The following is a 17,082-nucleotide window of genomic DNA, read 5'->3' on the forward strand; positions in this document are numbered from 1 at the left end:
GCGGATCTTATCGACGGTTACTAATCCACCGCAGCATGCGTGAGACCGCGATGAAGCAGAGCAGCAGCAAGCCAAGCCCAGGAATGAGCACGAGTGATTGTGACCAGCCTGTATAAGCGGCTAAAGACGTTAACTTCTCATGTATAAGAGATGATGCGGGCACAGCGCTTGAACTCGACGCGGCATTGGACAAGTCTGGCAAGGTCTCAAACGCCGATAACGCTGAATCCGAATCATGGAACAAGGCTTGCAAAGGCCACCATAATACATAAGTCAGCAGATAGGCGGCAACTGCATGAACAATACGAGAAGCGAGGAAGCGCATGTAACGCAAGTCACTACCCTTCATTAGGCTGTGGACTTGCATATGAGCGCTTACGCCGCTCCATGCGATGACGGCACCCAGTAGTGCTGTCTGGAATAACGTCGATTGAAATGCAGCCGAGCCGAACGTATAGGCGCCCAAATTCACCTCCAACAGACCATTCAGCATGAAGCTGCCGAGCTCCTGCGGAATTGCGATGCGCAGCACACGGATAATGACGGAAAAAATCATCATATATCCGCCAATCATCATGAGCGTCTGCACGGCGGAGGTGACGGCGTCACCGAGCAGCTTGCCGAAGGGCCGTCCATCCTGGCGGTGCGCAAGCTCCATTGCATCGAGCATGCGACGATAGAAGGGCAGCCGTGTGGAGCGACGGAGTTCGCTAACGCTAACCGACTTCGGTTCGGGATGAAAAGCGTCGGTTGACCGCAATATAAACATGGCAAGGATAGCGGACGCCCAATGCACGATCGCAATAATGAGACCCACTTCCGCCTGCTGCACGAAGCCAACACCGACGACAGCAATCATAAAGATCGGGCTGCTCGCATGAGATAATCCTAGCAGTCTTTCTGCTTCACGACGAGTGAGGGCTTGTTGCTTGCGCAGCCGGATGACGGCTTCCGCACCGGCAGGATAACCTGCGGTCCAGCCGACAGACCACGCCCAGCCGCCGACACCTGGAAGCCGGAACAATACACGCATTAACGGGTCTAGGAGAACACCCAGCCCGTGGACGAATCCATAGGCGATGAGAATTTCGGATAATACCAGAAATGGAAGCAGTGCAGGAAATATAATATTCCACCATACTTTTAGGCCTTGCAGAGAGGCTTGAAATGCTTGATCGGGATAAGAAACGATACAGAGCACGAGCAGAACAGCTGTGCCTCCCATGACAAGCGTAAACAGCGGGTGTTGGGTAACGGACGAGCGGAATGAGAACATGATGTTCACCTCTCTTCAGGAAATCGGGTTACGTCAAGACTTAAGAAGAACGGATGCACAAAAAGATAGGAAATTAGATTTCTTCATCATGTTTACGCCATAAGGACGGGCATTAGACCAGATTTGTACAAAGCCGTGTCGCTTGAATGGAGTAACGGTGAAAGCAGCAAGGGAGGTTGAAGTGATGCGAGAAGAGACGATGCAGCATGGCAACAAGCCGCAACGGCCCCGTTTGCATGGCTGGAAGTGGTTCTTTGCCGGACTCCTATTCGTGTATGTCATGGTATATATGCCAACGCCTTATGTCGTATTTACGCCGGGCAGCGCCGAAGAAGTGAAGCCGATGGTTAGCGTAAAGGCAGGAGACGAGGCCGAGGCAGGGACGTTCATGTTGACGACCGTGCGCCGGACGTATGCCAATATTGCTATGTTAGTGTGGAAGGCGTTCGATCCGAATGCCGAGTTCGGTAAAAAAGAGGAGTCTCTTCGCGGGCGCACCGAGCAGGAGTATGTGACCGAGCAGATGTTCAATATGAGCAATTCCCAGCTTGGCGCGGTGCTGGCAGCCTATAATCACTTAAGCATACCGTACAAATTGGAGTCGCAAGGCGTCTATGTCGTCTCCAATGATCCGAAGCTTGCCCACAATGAATTGCAGACGAACGACCGCATTTTGGAAGTGGGCGGGCTGAAGGTCGATGAATTTGCTGATTTGCTGCAGGCGCTGCAGGGACGTAAGGCAGGGGAAACATTGCAGGTCAAGGTACAGCGCGGCAAAGAAACCAAACTCGTAAATGCTACGCTGGTTGAAATCCAGGATGGCAATGACCCAAGCAAGAAGCGAGTCGGACTTGGTCTTTATTACGGGAAAAAAAAGGATGCGGTTCCAACTGACCGCAATAAAACCGTAACATTTAAAGAAAGCGATATAGGAGGTCCTTCTGCAGGACTTATGTTCACGCTGGAACTGATCAACCGGCTGTCGCCGGGCGATCTGACCCAAGGCCACCGCATTGCAGGAACCGGAACAATCGATCTGGAAGGCAATGTCGGCCCTATCGGTGGGGTGCGCCATAAGGTTGTAGCGGCCGATCGGGAACGAGCCGAGCTGTTCTTGGTGCCGGAAGGCAACTACGAGGAAGCGCAGGCGAAGCTGAAGAAGATGAACACGAAGATGAAGCTCGTTCCTGTCCGGACGCTGCAAGATGCGCTTCAAGCCATCGAACAACTCGGACCAGTGAAGTGACGGAGTAGTCAAAAACAAAGTCGAAATCAAATAGTAAATGACCGAACAGTTCGGAGTAATAGGTAGGTTAAGAAGACAGGCGGTTGGCATAGAAGCCTACCGCCTGTCTTACGCACAGTTAGATCCTGCGCGGTGCCTCATAGTAGTCCCGAAAGGCGGCACGCGTATTCCAGGGGGCGAAGGCGTTCGCGTATACGGCGGTTGCGCGCGTGTCGGCTGGTAAGCCGGAGACCCCACCGAGGCCGGCATTCTCCCGGTTGACGCTCAAGACGACGGGGAGCTCGGCTCTCTTTTTCATACGCTTCAGCAGCATCTGGCCTTGAGCGCTAAAGCCAAGTACCCGGATGTAAGAAGGGCCTTGAGCAATGGCATCCGGTCCAAAGTGAAACTTGTCGTGATGAAGCAAAATATGGGTTAGCGTACGTTGTAATTTTGTATGTGTATACCGCTTCGTCTTCAATTCATTCAGCAGCGACTCGACGCTCGGCTCCCTCAAGTGCTGCAGCGCATGCTTGATACGGTGCTCCAACCCTTCCGTCACCTCGAGATGCTGAGCCAGCGCTTCGGGTGACAGCATATGGAGCCGATATAGAAGCTCGCGCACAAAACGATCCCACCCCATGGGAGCTCTGCCGTCTGCCGTGTCCCGCTCCAATATTTGCAGCGTTGGCTGCGGAATATAAGGGGCGCATGCTTGCACACTTCCCGTCTCTGCCCACAGGCGTCGAAGTGCTGTAGCGCTCGCAATCGGGTGATCGGATACGTTCGCATCGTGGTATCCGGCTTGCTGTCTCCCGATCGTGAAGGGTTCGATGTCGCTCTGAAGCCGGCGTAAAGCGAGCATGTAGTGCAGACCGAGCGAATTGTTGGGCTGCGCGATCCAGTCCATATCGGTGCCGGTTTCGGTTTCCGCGGAATGCAGAGGTGCGCCCTTCTTCGAGTCTTCCGTGGCGCCGTCTATCAGCGCGCGTCCTGCGGCGCAGGCGTATGCAGCGGGGTAGCTGCGTCCCGACTTCAGTTCCTCCCGCAAGCGGCGGGCAAAGCCTATTGGCTCCTTCACAAGCGCGGCGACCGCTTGTTCGATTGGGCGCAAGTCGCCTTGCTCGCTGCCGAAGCAGAGCGCGTCTATGACCCCGGTCGCCTGCAGCGTCGCCACCGAGCCATAGGCGAACCACTCCGCGGGTTGAACGGAATAGGAGACAGGCAGCTCCAGTACGAGATCGACGCCGTTGGCAAGCGCCATCTCCGTGCGCGCCCATTTGTCAGCCAGCGCCGGTTCGCCGCGCTGCAGAAAATGACCGCTCATGACGGCGACCACTGCATCAGCGCCCGCACATTTTTTGGATTGTTGGAGATGATATAGATGACCATTGTGCATTGGGTTGTATTCCACAACAATTCCGACCGTTCTCATTCACGTCACTTCCTTTCAGGCGCAGAATGCGGTAATATGGTATCTCAATGGGATGTGTTTCACGGCAATCCGTTCGCAATATCAATCAAATCATACCACGGATTAGCGAATTTCAATAGAAACGGAGCTTACCTGTCCCTAAGAAACTGTCAAACGAATTTGGTTGACAAAGCATGACGTTAATCGCTATAATTAATTTTGTTTGTTTGGAGTGATGATATATGGAATTTCAGTTCCGAGATGTTGCCGTAAAAGGACAGGAAACGCATGTTCAATCGACGTTTGTCGCTGATGACATTGCGCGGAATCGCAATGACGTTTCCATTTCTAAGCCGGTTGATGTCGACTTGATGGTGAAAGCGGAAGGCGACGGAAGAGTTGGTGTACATGGTCAACTGACCGCTACACTGGAACTCGTATGTTCTCGTTGCTTATCGACATTTACCGAAACCTATGTCATTCCGTTTGATGAGCAATTTAAGCTGACGGACTCTACTGATCTTCCTGCGGAAGGCGAGGAGGACGATGTCATTTCGGTGACAGCAGACCTTATCGACTTACAGCCTTATGTGGAAGAGGCGCTCGTGATCAATTTGCCGTACGCACCGTTGTGTGTCGAGACGTGCAAGGGGCTGTGCCCGACATGCGGCACGAACCGCAACGAGCAATCGTGCGATTGTCGCAATGAGCGTATCGACCCGAGACTCGCGGGGTTACAAGATTTCTTTAAGAAATAGCAGCTGACAGTAGAAGTGCATGTAACTTGGGTAAGGAGGTGTAAACATGGCAGTACCTCAAAGAAGAACGTCCAAAACACGTCGTGACAAGCGCCGTACGCACTTCAAGTTGTCCGTACCTGGCATGGTAAAGTGCGAACAGTGCGGTGAATTGAAATTGGCGCACCATGTATGCAAAGTGTGCGGAACATACAAAGCAAGAGAGATTATCAAACAGTAATCGTATATCCATACGGGAAAAGGTAGTGCTTCATCACAAGTGAGGTGCTACTTTTTTTTTTATTTCAAAAACTGGTCCTTTCTTTTAACGGCGTTTTTATATATACTACATTTAGTACCAGGTTCTAAACTTTGTTTCAAAGAGATTGTTCAAATCATGAAAAATGATTTACGATATACATAACGGATTTCATGTGGCGAAAGCTAACCGGAACCGAGATTAGGGTGCAAGAAACAAAGGTGGTGCGGGACATCGAACGTTTACCTAAACGAAAACGCCAACAGCAGTTGGTCAAAATCATTGAAGAGAACCCGTTCGTAACAGATCAAGAATTAACCCGCATGCTGAAGGTGAGCATCCAAACCATTCGTCTGGATCGAATGGAATTGGGGATTCCTGAACTGAGAGAACGATTGAAGTTGATGGCTGAACGTTCTTACGATCAAGTTCGATCCTTGCCGCTGCACGAAGTCATCGGCGACATTGTGGACCTGCAGTTGGATCGGAGCGGAATTTCCATCTTCGAAATTCGGGAAGAGCACGTGTTCTCAAGAACGCATATCGCCCGCGGACATCATCTGTTTGCGCAAGCCAATTCGCTTGCGGTCGCTGTCATTAATGACGAGATTGCGCTTACGGCTTCGGCAGACATTCGATTTGTCCGTTCGGTTAAGCTGGGGGAAAAGTGCATTGCCAAAGCTTACGTGCGTTCCATCTCAGGAAGTCGAAGCAAAGCGAAGGTCGAAGTATTCAGCTATGTCGGAGAAGAAATGATATTCCAAGGTCATTTTATCATTTACCGCTCAGCCAGTGCGATAAACGGTAGCGAAGGAGGAGACGAGCATGAGAATCGCCATTGATGCCATGGGCGGAGACCATGCACCGAAGTGCAATGTGGAAGGCGCCCTCGCGGCGGCGAAAGAGTGGCCCGACATTGAATTGCTGCTGGTCGGGGACGAAGGGAAGCTGTCGCCGTTGATGGCAACCCAGCTGTCCAATGTCCGCATCGTGCACGCTGCGGATACGATTAATGCAGATGACGAGCCTGTGAAGGCGGTAAGGCGCAAGAAGGAAGCCTCCATGGTCGTTGCTGGTCGAATGGTGCGCGAAGGCGAGGCCGACTGCATGATTTCTGCCGGCAATACGGGTGCCTTAATGACGACTGGCCTCTTAGTCGTCGGGCGTATGAACGGTGTGGAACGGCCTGCCTTGGCGCCGATGATTCCGACGATGGACGGCCGCGGGGTGCTTGCGCTGGATTTAGGGGCCAACATGGATGCGAAGCCGGAGCATCTCGCGCAATACGCGCTTATGGGCAGCATTTACCGGGAGAAGGCGCACGGCATTGTGAACCCGCGTGTCGGGCTGCTTAACGTCGGAACGGAAGCGATGAAGGGAAATGAACTAACGAAGCTCGTCTACCCGCAGCTTGCTGAATTGCCGATTCACTTTGTCGGCAACGTCGAGGCCAGGGATGTGCTGGAGAGCAACTGTGACGTGCTCGTTTGTGACGGATTTGTCGGCAACGTCATGCTGAAATCGCTGGAAGGCACGGCAGGTTCGTTGTTCAGTGTGCTGAAGCAGGAATTTACCCGTTCTTGGTACACGAAGCTTGCAGCGGCTATCCTGATGCCGGGCTTGAAGCGTCTGCGCAAGATTATGGATTACAAAGAGCACGGAGGAGCTCCGCTGCTCGGATTGAATGGCTTGGTCATTAAGGCGCACGGTTCTTCGGATTCGCGCGCGATTGAAAATGCTATTCGCCAAGCGCGGATGGCGCTGCAGAATGAATTAATCCAAACGATTTCCATGGGAGTCGGAGGAAGCAATACTGGAAAGTGAGTGATGCGTAATGAGTTTGCGTTCGGTTGGCATTATCGGTACTGGGAAATATGTACCCGAACGCGTGTTGACCAACAGTGATATGGAGAAGATGGTCGAGACGAGTGATGAATGGATCGTGTCCCGTACGGGAATTAAAGAGCGGCGCATTGCCGCGGAGCATGAAGCGACGTCGGATTTGGCATTTCATGCTGCCGAACAAGCGCTTAAAGCAGCCGGTATTACAGCTGAACAGTTAGATTTGATTGTGGTGACTACCGTAACACCGGATACGACGTTCCCCTCGACGGCCTGCCTTGTTCAGGAGCGCCTTGGTGCCAAGCGTGCCGCTGCCTTTGATTTGTCCGCGGCTTGCTCGGGCTTCGTATATGGACTGGCTAATGCGAGCAACTTTATCGCGATGGGCATATACAAGTATGCGCTAGTCATCGGTGCGGAATGCTTGTCCCGGATTACGGATTACACGGATCGCAATACGTGCATCCTGTTCGGCGACGGTGCGGGTGCCGCTGTATTAGGGCCTGTCCCGGAAGGACGCGGGTTCAAGTCGTTCGTGCTTGGCGCGGATGGTGGCGGTGGCGAGCTGCTGAAGCTGGAAGCAGGCGGATCGCGCATGCCGGCTTCAAGTGAAACGGTTCAGAACAAGCGCCATTATATTTACATGAACGGTCGTGAAGTATTCAAGTTTGCCGTGCGCATTATGGGAAGCGCGGCGGAAGAGGCGCTTGCCAAGGCTGGCAAGACCAAAGAAGATATCGATCTTCTCGTCCCGCATCAGGCGAATACGCGCATTATCCATGCTGCGCTTGAGCGCTTGAACTTGCCGGAAGAGAAGTGCATGATTAATTTGCCGCGTTATGCCAACACATCGGCAGCATCGATTCCGCTCGCGCTGGCAGAGGCGGTCGAGGAAGGACGAGTCCGCGAGGGAGACACGATTCTTCTTGTCGGCTTCGGCGGCGGCTTGACTTGGAGCGCTTCGGTTATAGAGTGGTAAGAAGGAGTGGACAACATGGGGAAAATGGCATTCATCTTTCCAGGACAAGGATCGCAAGCTGTCGGCATGGGCAAGGATGTATATGACGCTGTACCGGCTTCTCGCGCGGCGTTCGACACGGCTGAACGTGTGCTTGGCTTCCCGCTTAGCGAGATGGTGTTCAACGGCCCAGATAGCGATTTGAAGCAGACGGCCAATACGCAGCCAGCTCTTTTGACGACAAGCTACGCGCTATACAAGGCGTTCGCAGCTAAAGGGATTCAACCGGATTACGTGGCAGGGCACAGTCTGGGAGAATATAGCGCACTCGTCATTGCCGGCGTGCTCCGGTATGAGGATGCCGTTGCTATCGTGCGCCAGCGTGGTCAATTCATGGAACAGGCTGTACCGAGCGGACAGGGAGCAATGGCAGCCGTGCTTGGTGCCGAGCGCGAGCGATTAGGTGCGCTCTGTGATGACATTACTGCCGATACTGCGCCTGTCGAGATGGCAAATGTCAACTGTCCGGGGCAAATCGTCGTATCCGGTTCGAATGCCGGAGTTCAAGCGCTGGTGGAGCGAGGGAAAGAAGCGGGCGCCAAACGCGTCATTCCGCTCGAAGTGAGCGGCCCATTCCATTCGACGTTGATGAAGCCCGCAGCAGGACGTCTGGGGGAGGCACTGCGTGATGTGACTATGCAGGACGCTCACATCCCTGTTGTCGCCAATGTGTCCGCCCGTCCTGAGCAGCAAGGAGAACGCATTCGGCAATTGCTTGTCGAGCAGGTATTCTCACCTGTACTGTGGGAGGATAGCGTCCGTTACATGATCGAACAGGGTGTCGATACGTTTGTTGAAATCGGTGCGGGTACGGTTTTGGCAGGACTTGTGAAAAAAATTGACAGATCCGTACGCGTTATTTCGATTAACAGCCTGGAAGCTATCGAAGCGTACGAATCTTAGTTGATAAAGCTTTGTAGCTAGCAAAAACAACAATCGGGCGCAGCCCGCTGCGGCGTGCGCCCGGAACCTGTCAAGGGAGGGAAATATCGATGTCCAGCTTGGAAGGCAAAGTTGCTCTCGTAACAGGAGCTTCGCGCGGTATCGGACGTGCTATCGCACTCAGTCTGGCGGAAGCCGGGGCAGACGTCGTCGTGAATTATGCCGGAAGCGAAGCTGCGGCTAACGATACGGCAGCGGCCATTGAAGCGCTAGGGCGCAAGGCGCTAACCGTCAAAGCGAACGTAGGCAAAGCGGAAGAAGCTGAGCAGCTTGTCAAGACGACCTTGGAACAGATGGGACGAATTGATATTCTGGTGAATAATGCCGGCATTACAAGAGATAATTTAATTATGCGTATGAAAGAAGAAGAGTTCGACCAAGTCATTGAAACGAACCTAAAAGGCGTGTTCAATTGCATTAAATCGGTCACTCGCCCGATGATGAAACAGCGCTCGGGACGCATCATTAATATTTCTTCCGTTGTAGGCGTAATCGGCAATCCAGGACAAGCGAACTATGTTGCGGCGAAAGCTGGCGTCATCGGCCTGACGAAGGCATCCGCGCGTGAACTCGCTTCCCGCGGCATTACGGTCAATTGTGTCGCTCCCGGTTTCATTGAAACCGATATGACAGACGCACTGCCCGAGGAGTATAGACAGCAGTTGCTTGCGCAAATTCCGCTCGCCCGCCTAGGTCAGCCGGAGCATATCGCCAAGACGGTGCGCTTCCTTGCTTCGGAGGATGCTGAATATATGACCGGACAGACAATTCATGTCGATGGAGGCATGTACATGTAGGGCTTTCCAGTCTATGAAAACATGGACTTTAAGCATTTTTTTGTTAGCCGTTTTAATATGGCAATTTAAAACGATTTCTCGTATAATACCAAAGAGGAGGTGAACCGGATGTCAGCAGAAGTGTTGGAGCGTGTAAAACGCATCATCATTGAGCGCCTTGGCGTAGATGAAGCGGAAGTAACGCTTGAAGCATCTTTTAAGGATGATCTTGGCGCTGATTCCCTCGATGTTGTGGAATTGGTGATGGAATTAGAAGATGAGTTTGATATGGAAATCTCTGATGAAGACGCAGAGAAAATTACTTCAGTTGGAGAAGTAGTGAATTACATACAATCTCATAAGTAAGCTTGTAAGAGTCCCGTTCTTCATTAGCGGGACTTCTCCTCATTATTAGATTATGTATGTTAATGCGTCGCAGGCGCGTACAATAAATAGAAGCACGGAACTGTATATAATAGAGGTGATTTCATTTTGAAGCACAGGGTTGTGGTGACCGGCATGGGCGTCGTAACCGCTCTCGGTTCGGACCTTGAAACATTTTGGAACAACTTGCTGGAAGGCAAGTCAGGTGTATCCCGAGTCGAGGCATTTGATGTGACAGATTATCCGACGCAAATTGCCGCATCCGTGAAAGACTTTAATCCAGAAGCGTACATGGAGAAGAAGGAAGCGCGCCGAATGGACCGTTTTGTCCAATTTGCCGTCGCGGCCAGCAAGAACGCTTTGGAGGATGCAAAGCTGAATGTGAAGGAACAGACTGATCCGGATCGTGTCGGCGTTATTGTCGGCTCAGGTATTGGCGGTCTGGGAACTTGGGAAGAGCAGCATACGATTTTGATGGAAAAAGGCGTAAAACGCGTCAGTCCTTTCTTCATTCCGATGATGATCGCGAACATGGCTTCTGGCCAGGTGTCCATGAAAGTGGGCGCGCGCGGACCGAACACGGCGGCAGTGTCCGCTTGTGCGACAGGGACGCATTCCATCGGCGACGCTTACAAGATTATTCAGCGCGGCGACGCTGACGTTATGATTTGCGGCGGCGCAGAAGCAACGATTCGTCCAATCGGGATGGCTGGATTCTGTTCCATGCGGGCGATGTCTACGCGCAATGACGAGCCTGAACGCGCGAGCCGTCCTTTCGATGTCGATCGAGACGGGTTCATAATGGGTGAAGGCGCCGGCGTTCTCATTCTCGAATCGCTGGAGCATGCGTTGCAGCGCGGTGCGCGTATTTATGCGGAAATGGCAGGCTACGGCATGGGTGCTGACGCACATCATATGACTGAGCCGGATCCGACAGGGGCAGCGCTGTGTATGACACGCGCCATTCGCGATGCGGAAATGAAGCCGGAACAAATTGATTATATTAATGCGCACGGCACGTCCACGCCGGTTGGAGACAAATCGGAAACGACGGCGATTAAAAGCGCATTAGGAGAACATGCTTATAAGGTAGCGGTAAGTTCGACGAAATCGATGACAGGACATTTGCTTGGCGCAGCCGGCGGTGTGGAAGCGGTCATTTGCAGCTTAGCACTGACGCATGGTATCATTCCGCCAACGATTAACTTGGAGAATCAAGATCCTGAATGCGACCTGGATTACGTGCCGAATGTGCCGCGTCAAGCGGATGTGCAGGTAGCCATGTCGAACTCATTCGGATTCGGAGGACACAACGCTACGATTCTCTTGAAGAAATTCGAAGCATAAGGAGTCAGACTGTTGAGTGTAGAATTGAAGCAGTTACAGCAGAAACTGAACATTCATTTTCGTAACAGGCAGCTGTTAAAACAGGCGTTTACCCATGCTTCCTATGTAAACGAACATCGCTTCGGTCAGCACCAAGACAATGAACGCCTTGAATTTTTGGGCGATGCTGTGTTGGAGCTGACGGTGTCAGAATTTTTGTTTCATCAATGTCCGACACGGCCCGAAGGAGAATTGACAAAGATGCGGGCCTCCATCGTGTGTGAGCCTTCTCTCGTCAAATTTGCCAATCAATTGCACTTTGGCAAGTATGTGCTGCTTGGCAAGGGAGAAGAACTGACTGGCGGGCGAACACGTCCTGCGTTGTTGGCCGATGTCTTTGAGTCGTTTATCGGTGCGCTATATTTGGATCAAGGGTTAGAGGCGGCTCGAGAGTTTTTGCGCCGCCATATCTTCCCTCAGATCACGCTCGACGGCAAGCTGCAGACAAATGATTATAAGACGCAGCTGCAGGAGTTGACGCAGCATCACAATTTAGGCGCGCTTGAGTATCGTATCGTGGAGGAACGTGGGCCGGCACATGAGCGGGAGTTCGTATCCGAAGTTGTCATGGGAGAAGAATGTCTGGGTCGCGGTATTGGCCGTTCAAAGAAAGAAGCCGAACAACAGGCGGCGGCGCAGGCACTTGAGCACTTAATCATTCCGAAATTATAACGTACTGTAAAGGCCGGCGCTTCGTCGTCGGCCGGTTTCGCAGAAAGAGCAAAGAACAGCGCGCGGGACGAAGCGGAAGGCATTCCGTGTACAGGCTGGTTTTTGCTCTTTCTTTGTCCGAAGTTACGTTAAGCAACAAGACCGATAGCAAAAGAGAGCGTCGAACCGGAATAGCGATATGGTACAATAAACGTTGAGGTGATTGAAGAACGATGTTCTTAAAACGGTTAGAACTGGCGGGCTTTAAATCGTTCGCGGATCGGACGGAATTGGAGTTCGTTCAGGGAATTACCGGTGTCGTTGGTCCGAATGGCAGCGGAAAGAGCAACATCTCTGACGCCATCCGTTGGGTGCTGGGCGAGCAGAGCGCCAAATCCCTCCGGGGCGGAAAGATGGAGGACATCATCTTTGCGGGCAGCGATGCGCGTAAAGCGGTAAACGTAGGGGAAGTGTCATTGACGCTGGATAACAGCGATCAGGCACTGCCGCTCGATTTTAATGAAGTTACGGTTACCCGACGTGTTCATCGCAGTGGAGATAGTGAATATTTTATCAACAAACAGGCGTGCCGATTGAAAGATATAACGGAACTGTTCATGGATACGGGGATAGGGAAAGAAGCGTATTCCATTATCGGACAGGGGCGGATAGAAGAAATTTTGAGCACACGCTCGGAGGACCGCCGCGGCATTTTTGAAGAAGCTTCCGGTATCGTGAAATATAAATCCCGCAAACGGGATGCGAAGAAGAAGCTGGATGAAACGGAGCAAAACTTGCTTCGTATTCACGATCTGGTCGTTGAGCTTGAGGATCAGATCGGGCCGTTGAAGGAGCAATCCGAGAAAGCGCGTCATTATAAGCAGTTGCGGGAATGGTTGAAGACAAAAGAAATTGCCGTCTACGTCCATCAAATCGAGCAGCTGCATCTGTCTTGGCAGCAAGCGAACGACAAGCTGGCTGTGCTGAAGGAACGGGAGCTGGCGCTCTCGACGGTGGTGAGCGAGCATGACGCGAAGCTGGAAGTGCACCGCGTGGAGCTGCGTAAGCTGGAAGAAGAGCTCGAACGTTTGCAGACAACCTTGCTTCACTATAGTGAGGAGTACGAGAAATGTGAAGGTCAAGGGGAAGTGCTGCGTGAACGCAAGCGCAATCTGACGGCCAATGAGCAGCAGATGAAGTCGACGCTCTCGACGACGTCCGAACGGATGCGTGCCAAGCAGTTGGAAGTGCATGCCGTGCGGGAGAAGCTGACCGCGGTAGAGACGGAGCTTGCCGAGATCCGGCGCCATATTCATGCGGAAGAAGCGAAGCTGGTCGGTGTCGTGGGCGGGACGAGCTCAGACGCGGAAGAAAGCTTAAAGGGCGAGCTGCTTGAAATTATGAATCAAATGGCGCAGCAGCGCAACGATATTCGTTATTACGATCAGCAGAAGGAATCGCTGCAGAAACGTCTCGATAAGATGAAGCAGGGGCGGAACAAGCGCGAGCAGGAACAGAAGGATCTATGCAAGCGTATGGACGATACGAAGCGTCGAAGTGAGACGCTGGCGGATGATTTGGCATATATCCGCAATCGTTATCTGCAGGAAAGCGAGCAGTTGAAGAAGGATGAAGTGCTGCTTGAGGAGACGCAGCTGGCTGCGCGGAAGTGGCAGCAGAAAGCCGACGCCTTAGTTTCCCGTCGCGATACGATGAAGGAACTGCAGAATGACTTTGACGGCTTTATGCTCGGAGTGCGCGAGGTGCTGAAGGCGGCACGCCGCCCGAATGGACTGCAGGGCGTTCATGGGGCTGTGGCAGAGCTCATTCGCGTTCCGGAAGAGCTGGAGACGGCGATCGAGACAGCGCTCGGTGCGGCATTGCAGCACATCGTCATGGAGAACGAAGTGGTGTCCCGCACTGCGATTACGTTTTTGAAGCAGCGTCAACTGGGGCGAGCTACGTTCCTGCCGCTTGACGTCATCCGCAGCCGTTCGATTCACGATACGGATCGCCGTATCGTAGACGGATTGGATGGCATGATTGGTGTAGCGGCGGACTTGGTCAAGACGGACAAGGCCTATGCCAACATTGTAGGCAGCCTGCTGGGCAACGTCGTCATTGCGGAGACGCTTGAGGATGCGAACCGCATCGCCGCGAAGCTGCAGTACCGTTACCGCGTCGTCACCCGCGAAGGGGACGTGGTGAATGCGGGCGGCTCGATGACAGGCGGCAGCTTGAACAAGAAGAGCGCCAATCTACTCGGAAGGAAGCGCCAGATTGAACAGCTGGATGCCGAGATTACAGAGACGGATAAGCAGCTCGTCAAGCTGACCGAGTCCATTACAGAATTGAAGCAGCGCACGACAAGCGGAGTCAAACGTCTCGATGACCTTCGGGAGCAGGGCGAGAGCAAACGTCTAAGCGAACAGCAGCTGGCAAGCGATCTGGCTCAACTGGAGAAGGAAGAGCGTCAGCTGGCGGAGACGCTTGAAATGGAAGGCCAAGAGCTTGCACACGCAACGGAAGAGATGGCTACGTTGGATGCGGGACGCCGGACGGCGGAAATACGCCTCGCTGAGCTGAAGATCGATGAGGATCGTCTGCACGTCTCCATTGAATCTGCGGAATCAGCGCGCAAGGCGAATGAGTCCGTGAAGGAAGAACTGCAGACGCAGCTGACAGACATGAAGGTCCGGCAAGGGAAGCTGGACCAAGAAATGTTCTCCTTACAAGAGCAATTAAAGCGCGCAGAGCAGGAAGCGACTGCGTATGAGCAAGAATATACGCAGCTGACGCAAGGGCTCATTCAAGTTCAAATCGATCTGGAAACGGTCGAGCGCGAAACGATGAAGCAGACCGAGGATCTGAACCACTTCGGGGTTAAAAAGCAGGAAACTGGGAAGCAGATCGAATTCAAGCGTGCTGATCGTGCCCAATCCGTCCAGCGGCTTGAACTTGCGGAAAGCGATACGAAAGAGCAGCGTACGGAATTAAAGCAAGTGGAAGAGGCAATGCGCCAGACGGAGATTCAAGCGAACCGTCTGGATGTCGAACTCGATAATCTGTTGCGCAAGCTGAGCGATGAGTATGAAATCAGCTTCGAACTGGCGAAGCATCGCTATGCAGTGCCGGACAACATTGAAGCGGCGCAGCAAGAGGTCCGCGACTTGAAACGGCAAATTTCCGCTCTTGGCGAGGTCAACCTGGGCGCGATTGAAGAGTTCGAACGCGTGAACGAACGCTATCAATATTTGAGCAAGCAGAAGGATGATCTGATCGAAGCGAAGACGACACTATATGAGGTCATTCGCGAAATGGACGAAGAGATGTCGAAGCGGTTCAAAGCAACCTTTGACGAGATACGCAAGCAATTCGTCGTCGTATTTTCGAAGCTGTTCGGCGGCGGTCGGGCAGATCTCGTCTTGATTGAACCCGAGAACATATTGGAGACGGGCATCGACATTGTCGCGCAGCCGCCTGGCAAGAAGCTGCAGAATCTACAGTTGCTGTCGGGAGGGGAACGAGCCCTTACAGCCATGGCGCTCTTGTTCGCCATTCTGCACGTCAAGCCAGTGCCGTTCTGTGTGTTGGACGAGGTAGAAGCGGCGCTGGATGAAGCGAATGTGACCCGTTTCGCACAATATTTGCGGGAATTTTCCGAGCAGACGCAGTTTATCGTCGTCACGCACCGCAAAGGCACGATGGAGGAAGCGGACGTGTTATACGGCGTTACGATGGAGGAAGGCGGCGTATCGAAACTCGTATCCGTCAGACTGGAAGATGATGAAGCAATTATTGCATAAGGAGCGGAGGAGCGCATGAGTTTTTTTAAAAAGCTGAAGGAAAACATTGCGGCAAAGACCGAATCCGTAACGAATATTTTCAAAGAAGGCTTGGAGAAGTCGCGTAAAGGCTTTGTGGAAAAGGTAGCCGAGCTGATTACCCGTCGCAAAAAGATTGACGAAGCGTTCTACGAAGAATTGGAAGAAATACTTATCGGTGCTGACGTCGGCGTAACGACCGTGATGAACTTGATCGACGAGCTGCGAGACGAAGTGAAGAAGCGAAAGATTGAAGAAGCGGCTGAACTGCAGCCAGTCCTGTCAGAGAAGCTGGTGGGGTTGCTGCGTGGCGACGAGTCTAATAAACTAAACATGAATTCGGACGGCATGACAGTCATATTGTTCGTCGGTGTCAACGGCGTCGGTAAGACAACAACGATCGGCAAGCTTGCCCATCGGTTCAAGCAGCAGGGGAAATCTGTCCTGCTTGCCGCGGGGGATACGTTCCGTGCGGGTGCCATTGAGCAGTTGGAAGTATGGGGACAACGCGTCGGCGTAGATGTCATTAAGCAGCAGGCGGGTTCTGATCCAGCGGCTGTTATGTTTGATGCCGTGCAGGCGGCGAAGCAGCGCGGTGTAGATGTTCTGCTGTGTGATACGGCCGGGCGTTTGCAAAATAAGTCGAATTTGATGGAAGAGCTGAACAAGATCTTCCGTGTCATTCAGCGTGAAGTTCCAGATGCCCCGCATGAGGTGCTGATGGTGCTTGATGCAACGACAGGTCAGAACGCGCTCAGCCAAGCGAAGCTGTTCGGCGAGAAGAGCGGTGTCACTGGGTTGGTGCTGACGAAGCTGGATGGCACGGCAAAAGGCGGCATCGTTATCGCGATTCGTCAGGAGTTGAATATGCCGGTGAAGTTCGTCGGTCTCGGAGAGAAGATGGAAGATTTACAGGAATTCGATTCCGAGCAATTCGTTCATGCTTTGTTTGCTGGACTCATTCAAGAACAAGAGCAGAAGGATGCCGAATAAGCTGTTGACGAGGCAGCCGGCATTTACGAGGCGTCCCTTAGAGGGGCGCCTTTTTATATTTTGTAACAATTCGCGGTGTAAAATAAAAATATCTTCCTCCATCGTGTAGCTACCCTCTTACTGAGATGGTATGCCCGTTCGGGCCTTTGACTCACTCTCCCCTTCATTCAGATCAGCCGCAACCCTTACCGTGCATACGAGGAACATTTGCAGGATTGGAGTATGAACGGAAGTGTTATTTATTTCTTGGATAAAGAGCAGGGGATAAGGCTCCTGTGCAATGGCCCTTTGCCCATTCTCCCATACAGTCAGGAAGGATATTATTGAGGATAAAGCTATATTCCGTTTTTCCTAT

At 52.6% G+C, this 17,082-nt stretch carries 15 protein-coding genes; 13 read left to right on the forward strand and 2 right to left on the reverse strand.

From position 1 onward, the window contains the following. Positions 1 to 7: 7 nt before the first annotated feature. A complete protein-coding gene (locus M3650_RS00955) occupies positions 8 to 1,276 on the reverse strand; it encodes a nucleoside recognition domain-containing protein (protein ID WP_251571647.1) in 1,269 nt (422 codons plus the stop codon). Between the two features lie 184 nt (positions 1,277 to 1,460). Between M3650_RS00955 and M3650_RS00960 the strand changes: the two genes are divergently transcribed. Then, on the forward strand, positions 1,461 to 2,522 hold the full coding sequence (locus M3650_RS00960; RefSeq protein ID WP_251571649.1) for a YlbL family protein: 1,062 nt from the start codon (positions 1,461 to 1,463) through the stop codon (positions 2,520 to 2,522). A 118-nt stretch (positions 2,523 to 2,640) separates the two neighbouring features. On the opposite strand, the gene M3650_RS00965 is transcribed toward M3650_RS00960, so the two are convergent. Further along, positions 2,641 to 3,936, reverse strand: a complete 1,296-nt coding sequence (locus tag M3650_RS00965) for a nucleotidyltransferase (RefSeq protein ID WP_251571651.1) — start codon at positions 3,934 to 3,936, stop codon at positions 2,641 to 2,643. A 221-nt stretch (positions 3,937 to 4,157) separates the two neighbouring features. Between M3650_RS00965 and M3650_RS00970 the strand changes: the two genes are divergently transcribed. The 12 genes from M3650_RS00970 (at position 4,158) to ftsY (ending at position 16,727) form a co-directional block, all read left to right on the forward strand. Then, positions 4,158 to 4,673 (forward strand): YceD family protein, encoded by a 516-nt coding sequence (locus M3650_RS00970; protein WP_251571653.1) that lies wholly within the window; start codon positions 4,158 to 4,160, stop codon positions 4,671 to 4,673. Between the two features lie 46 nt (positions 4,674 to 4,719). Then, positions 4,720 to 4,893 carry a 50S ribosomal protein L32 gene (rpmF, locus tag M3650_RS00975; RefSeq protein ID WP_019424932.1) on the forward strand — a complete coding sequence of 58 codons (174 nt, stop codon included), beginning with the start codon at positions 4,720 to 4,722 and terminating at the stop codon, positions 4,891 to 4,893. A 239-nt stretch (positions 4,894 to 5,132) separates the two neighbouring features. After that, a complete protein-coding gene (gene fapR, locus M3650_RS00980) occupies positions 5,133 to 5,753 on the forward strand; it encodes a transcription factor FapR (protein ID WP_019424933.1) in 621 nt (206 codons plus the stop codon). Beyond that, entirely contained in the window at positions 5,737 to 6,735 is a 999-nt protein-coding gene (plsX, locus tag M3650_RS00985) for a phosphate acyltransferase PlsX (protein WP_019424934.1), read from the forward strand. Before fapR ends, plsX begins: the two co-directional genes overlap by 17 nt. 10 nt (positions 6,736 to 6,745) lie before the next feature. Beyond that, positions 6,746 to 7,732 (forward strand): beta-ketoacyl-ACP synthase III, encoded by a 987-nt coding sequence (locus M3650_RS00990; protein WP_019424935.1) that lies wholly within the window; start codon positions 6,746 to 6,748, stop codon positions 7,730 to 7,732. Between the two features lie 15 nt (positions 7,733 to 7,747). Further along, a complete protein-coding gene (gene fabD, locus M3650_RS00995; protein WP_251571655.1) occupies positions 7,748 to 8,674 on the forward strand; it encodes an ACP S-malonyltransferase in 927 nt (308 codons plus the stop codon). Between the two features lie 89 nt (positions 8,675 to 8,763). Further along, the gene (gene fabG / locus M3650_RS01000; protein ID WP_233695421.1) at positions 8,764 to 9,510 is read left to right on the forward strand and encodes a 3-oxoacyl-[acyl-carrier-protein] reductase; all 747 of its coding nucleotides are present in this window, start codon (positions 8,764 to 8,766) and stop codon (positions 9,508 to 9,510) included. Between the two features lie 108 nt (positions 9,511 to 9,618). Continuing rightward, on the forward strand, positions 9,619 to 9,855 hold the full coding sequence (gene acpP / locus M3650_RS01005) for an acyl carrier protein (RefSeq protein ID WP_019424938.1): 237 nt from the start codon (positions 9,619 to 9,621) through the stop codon (positions 9,853 to 9,855). Between the two features lie 126 nt (positions 9,856 to 9,981). Next, positions 9,982 to 11,220 carry a beta-ketoacyl-ACP synthase II gene (fabF, locus tag M3650_RS01010; protein ID WP_251571658.1) on the forward strand — a complete coding sequence of 413 codons (1,239 nt, stop codon included), beginning with the start codon at positions 9,982 to 9,984 and terminating at the stop codon, positions 11,218 to 11,220. Between the two features lie 12 nt (positions 11,221 to 11,232). Further along, positions 11,233 to 11,931 (forward strand): ribonuclease III, encoded by a 699-nt coding sequence (gene rnc, locus M3650_RS01015; RefSeq protein ID WP_019424940.1) that lies wholly within the window; start codon positions 11,233 to 11,235, stop codon positions 11,929 to 11,931. A 212-nt stretch (positions 11,932 to 12,143) separates the two neighbouring features. Continuing rightward, the gene (gene smc, locus M3650_RS01020; protein WP_251571660.1) at positions 12,144 to 15,716 is read left to right on the forward strand and encodes a chromosome segregation protein SMC; all 3,573 of its coding nucleotides are present in this window, start codon (positions 12,144 to 12,146) and stop codon (positions 15,714 to 15,716) included. Between the two features lie 15 nt (positions 15,717 to 15,731). Further along, positions 15,732 to 16,727 carry a signal recognition particle-docking protein FtsY gene (gene ftsY, locus M3650_RS01025; protein WP_251571662.1) on the forward strand — a complete coding sequence of 332 codons (996 nt, stop codon included), beginning with the start codon at positions 15,732 to 15,734 and terminating at the stop codon, positions 16,725 to 16,727. The last annotated feature ends 355 nt before the right edge of the window (positions 16,728 to 17,082 follow it).

The sequence above is a fragment of the Paenibacillus sp. MER TA 81-3 genome (assembly GCF_023713585.1).
GTDB classification, from domain to species: domain Bacteria; phylum Bacillota; class Bacilli; order Paenibacillales; family Paenibacillaceae; genus Paenibacillus_B; species Paenibacillus_B profundus.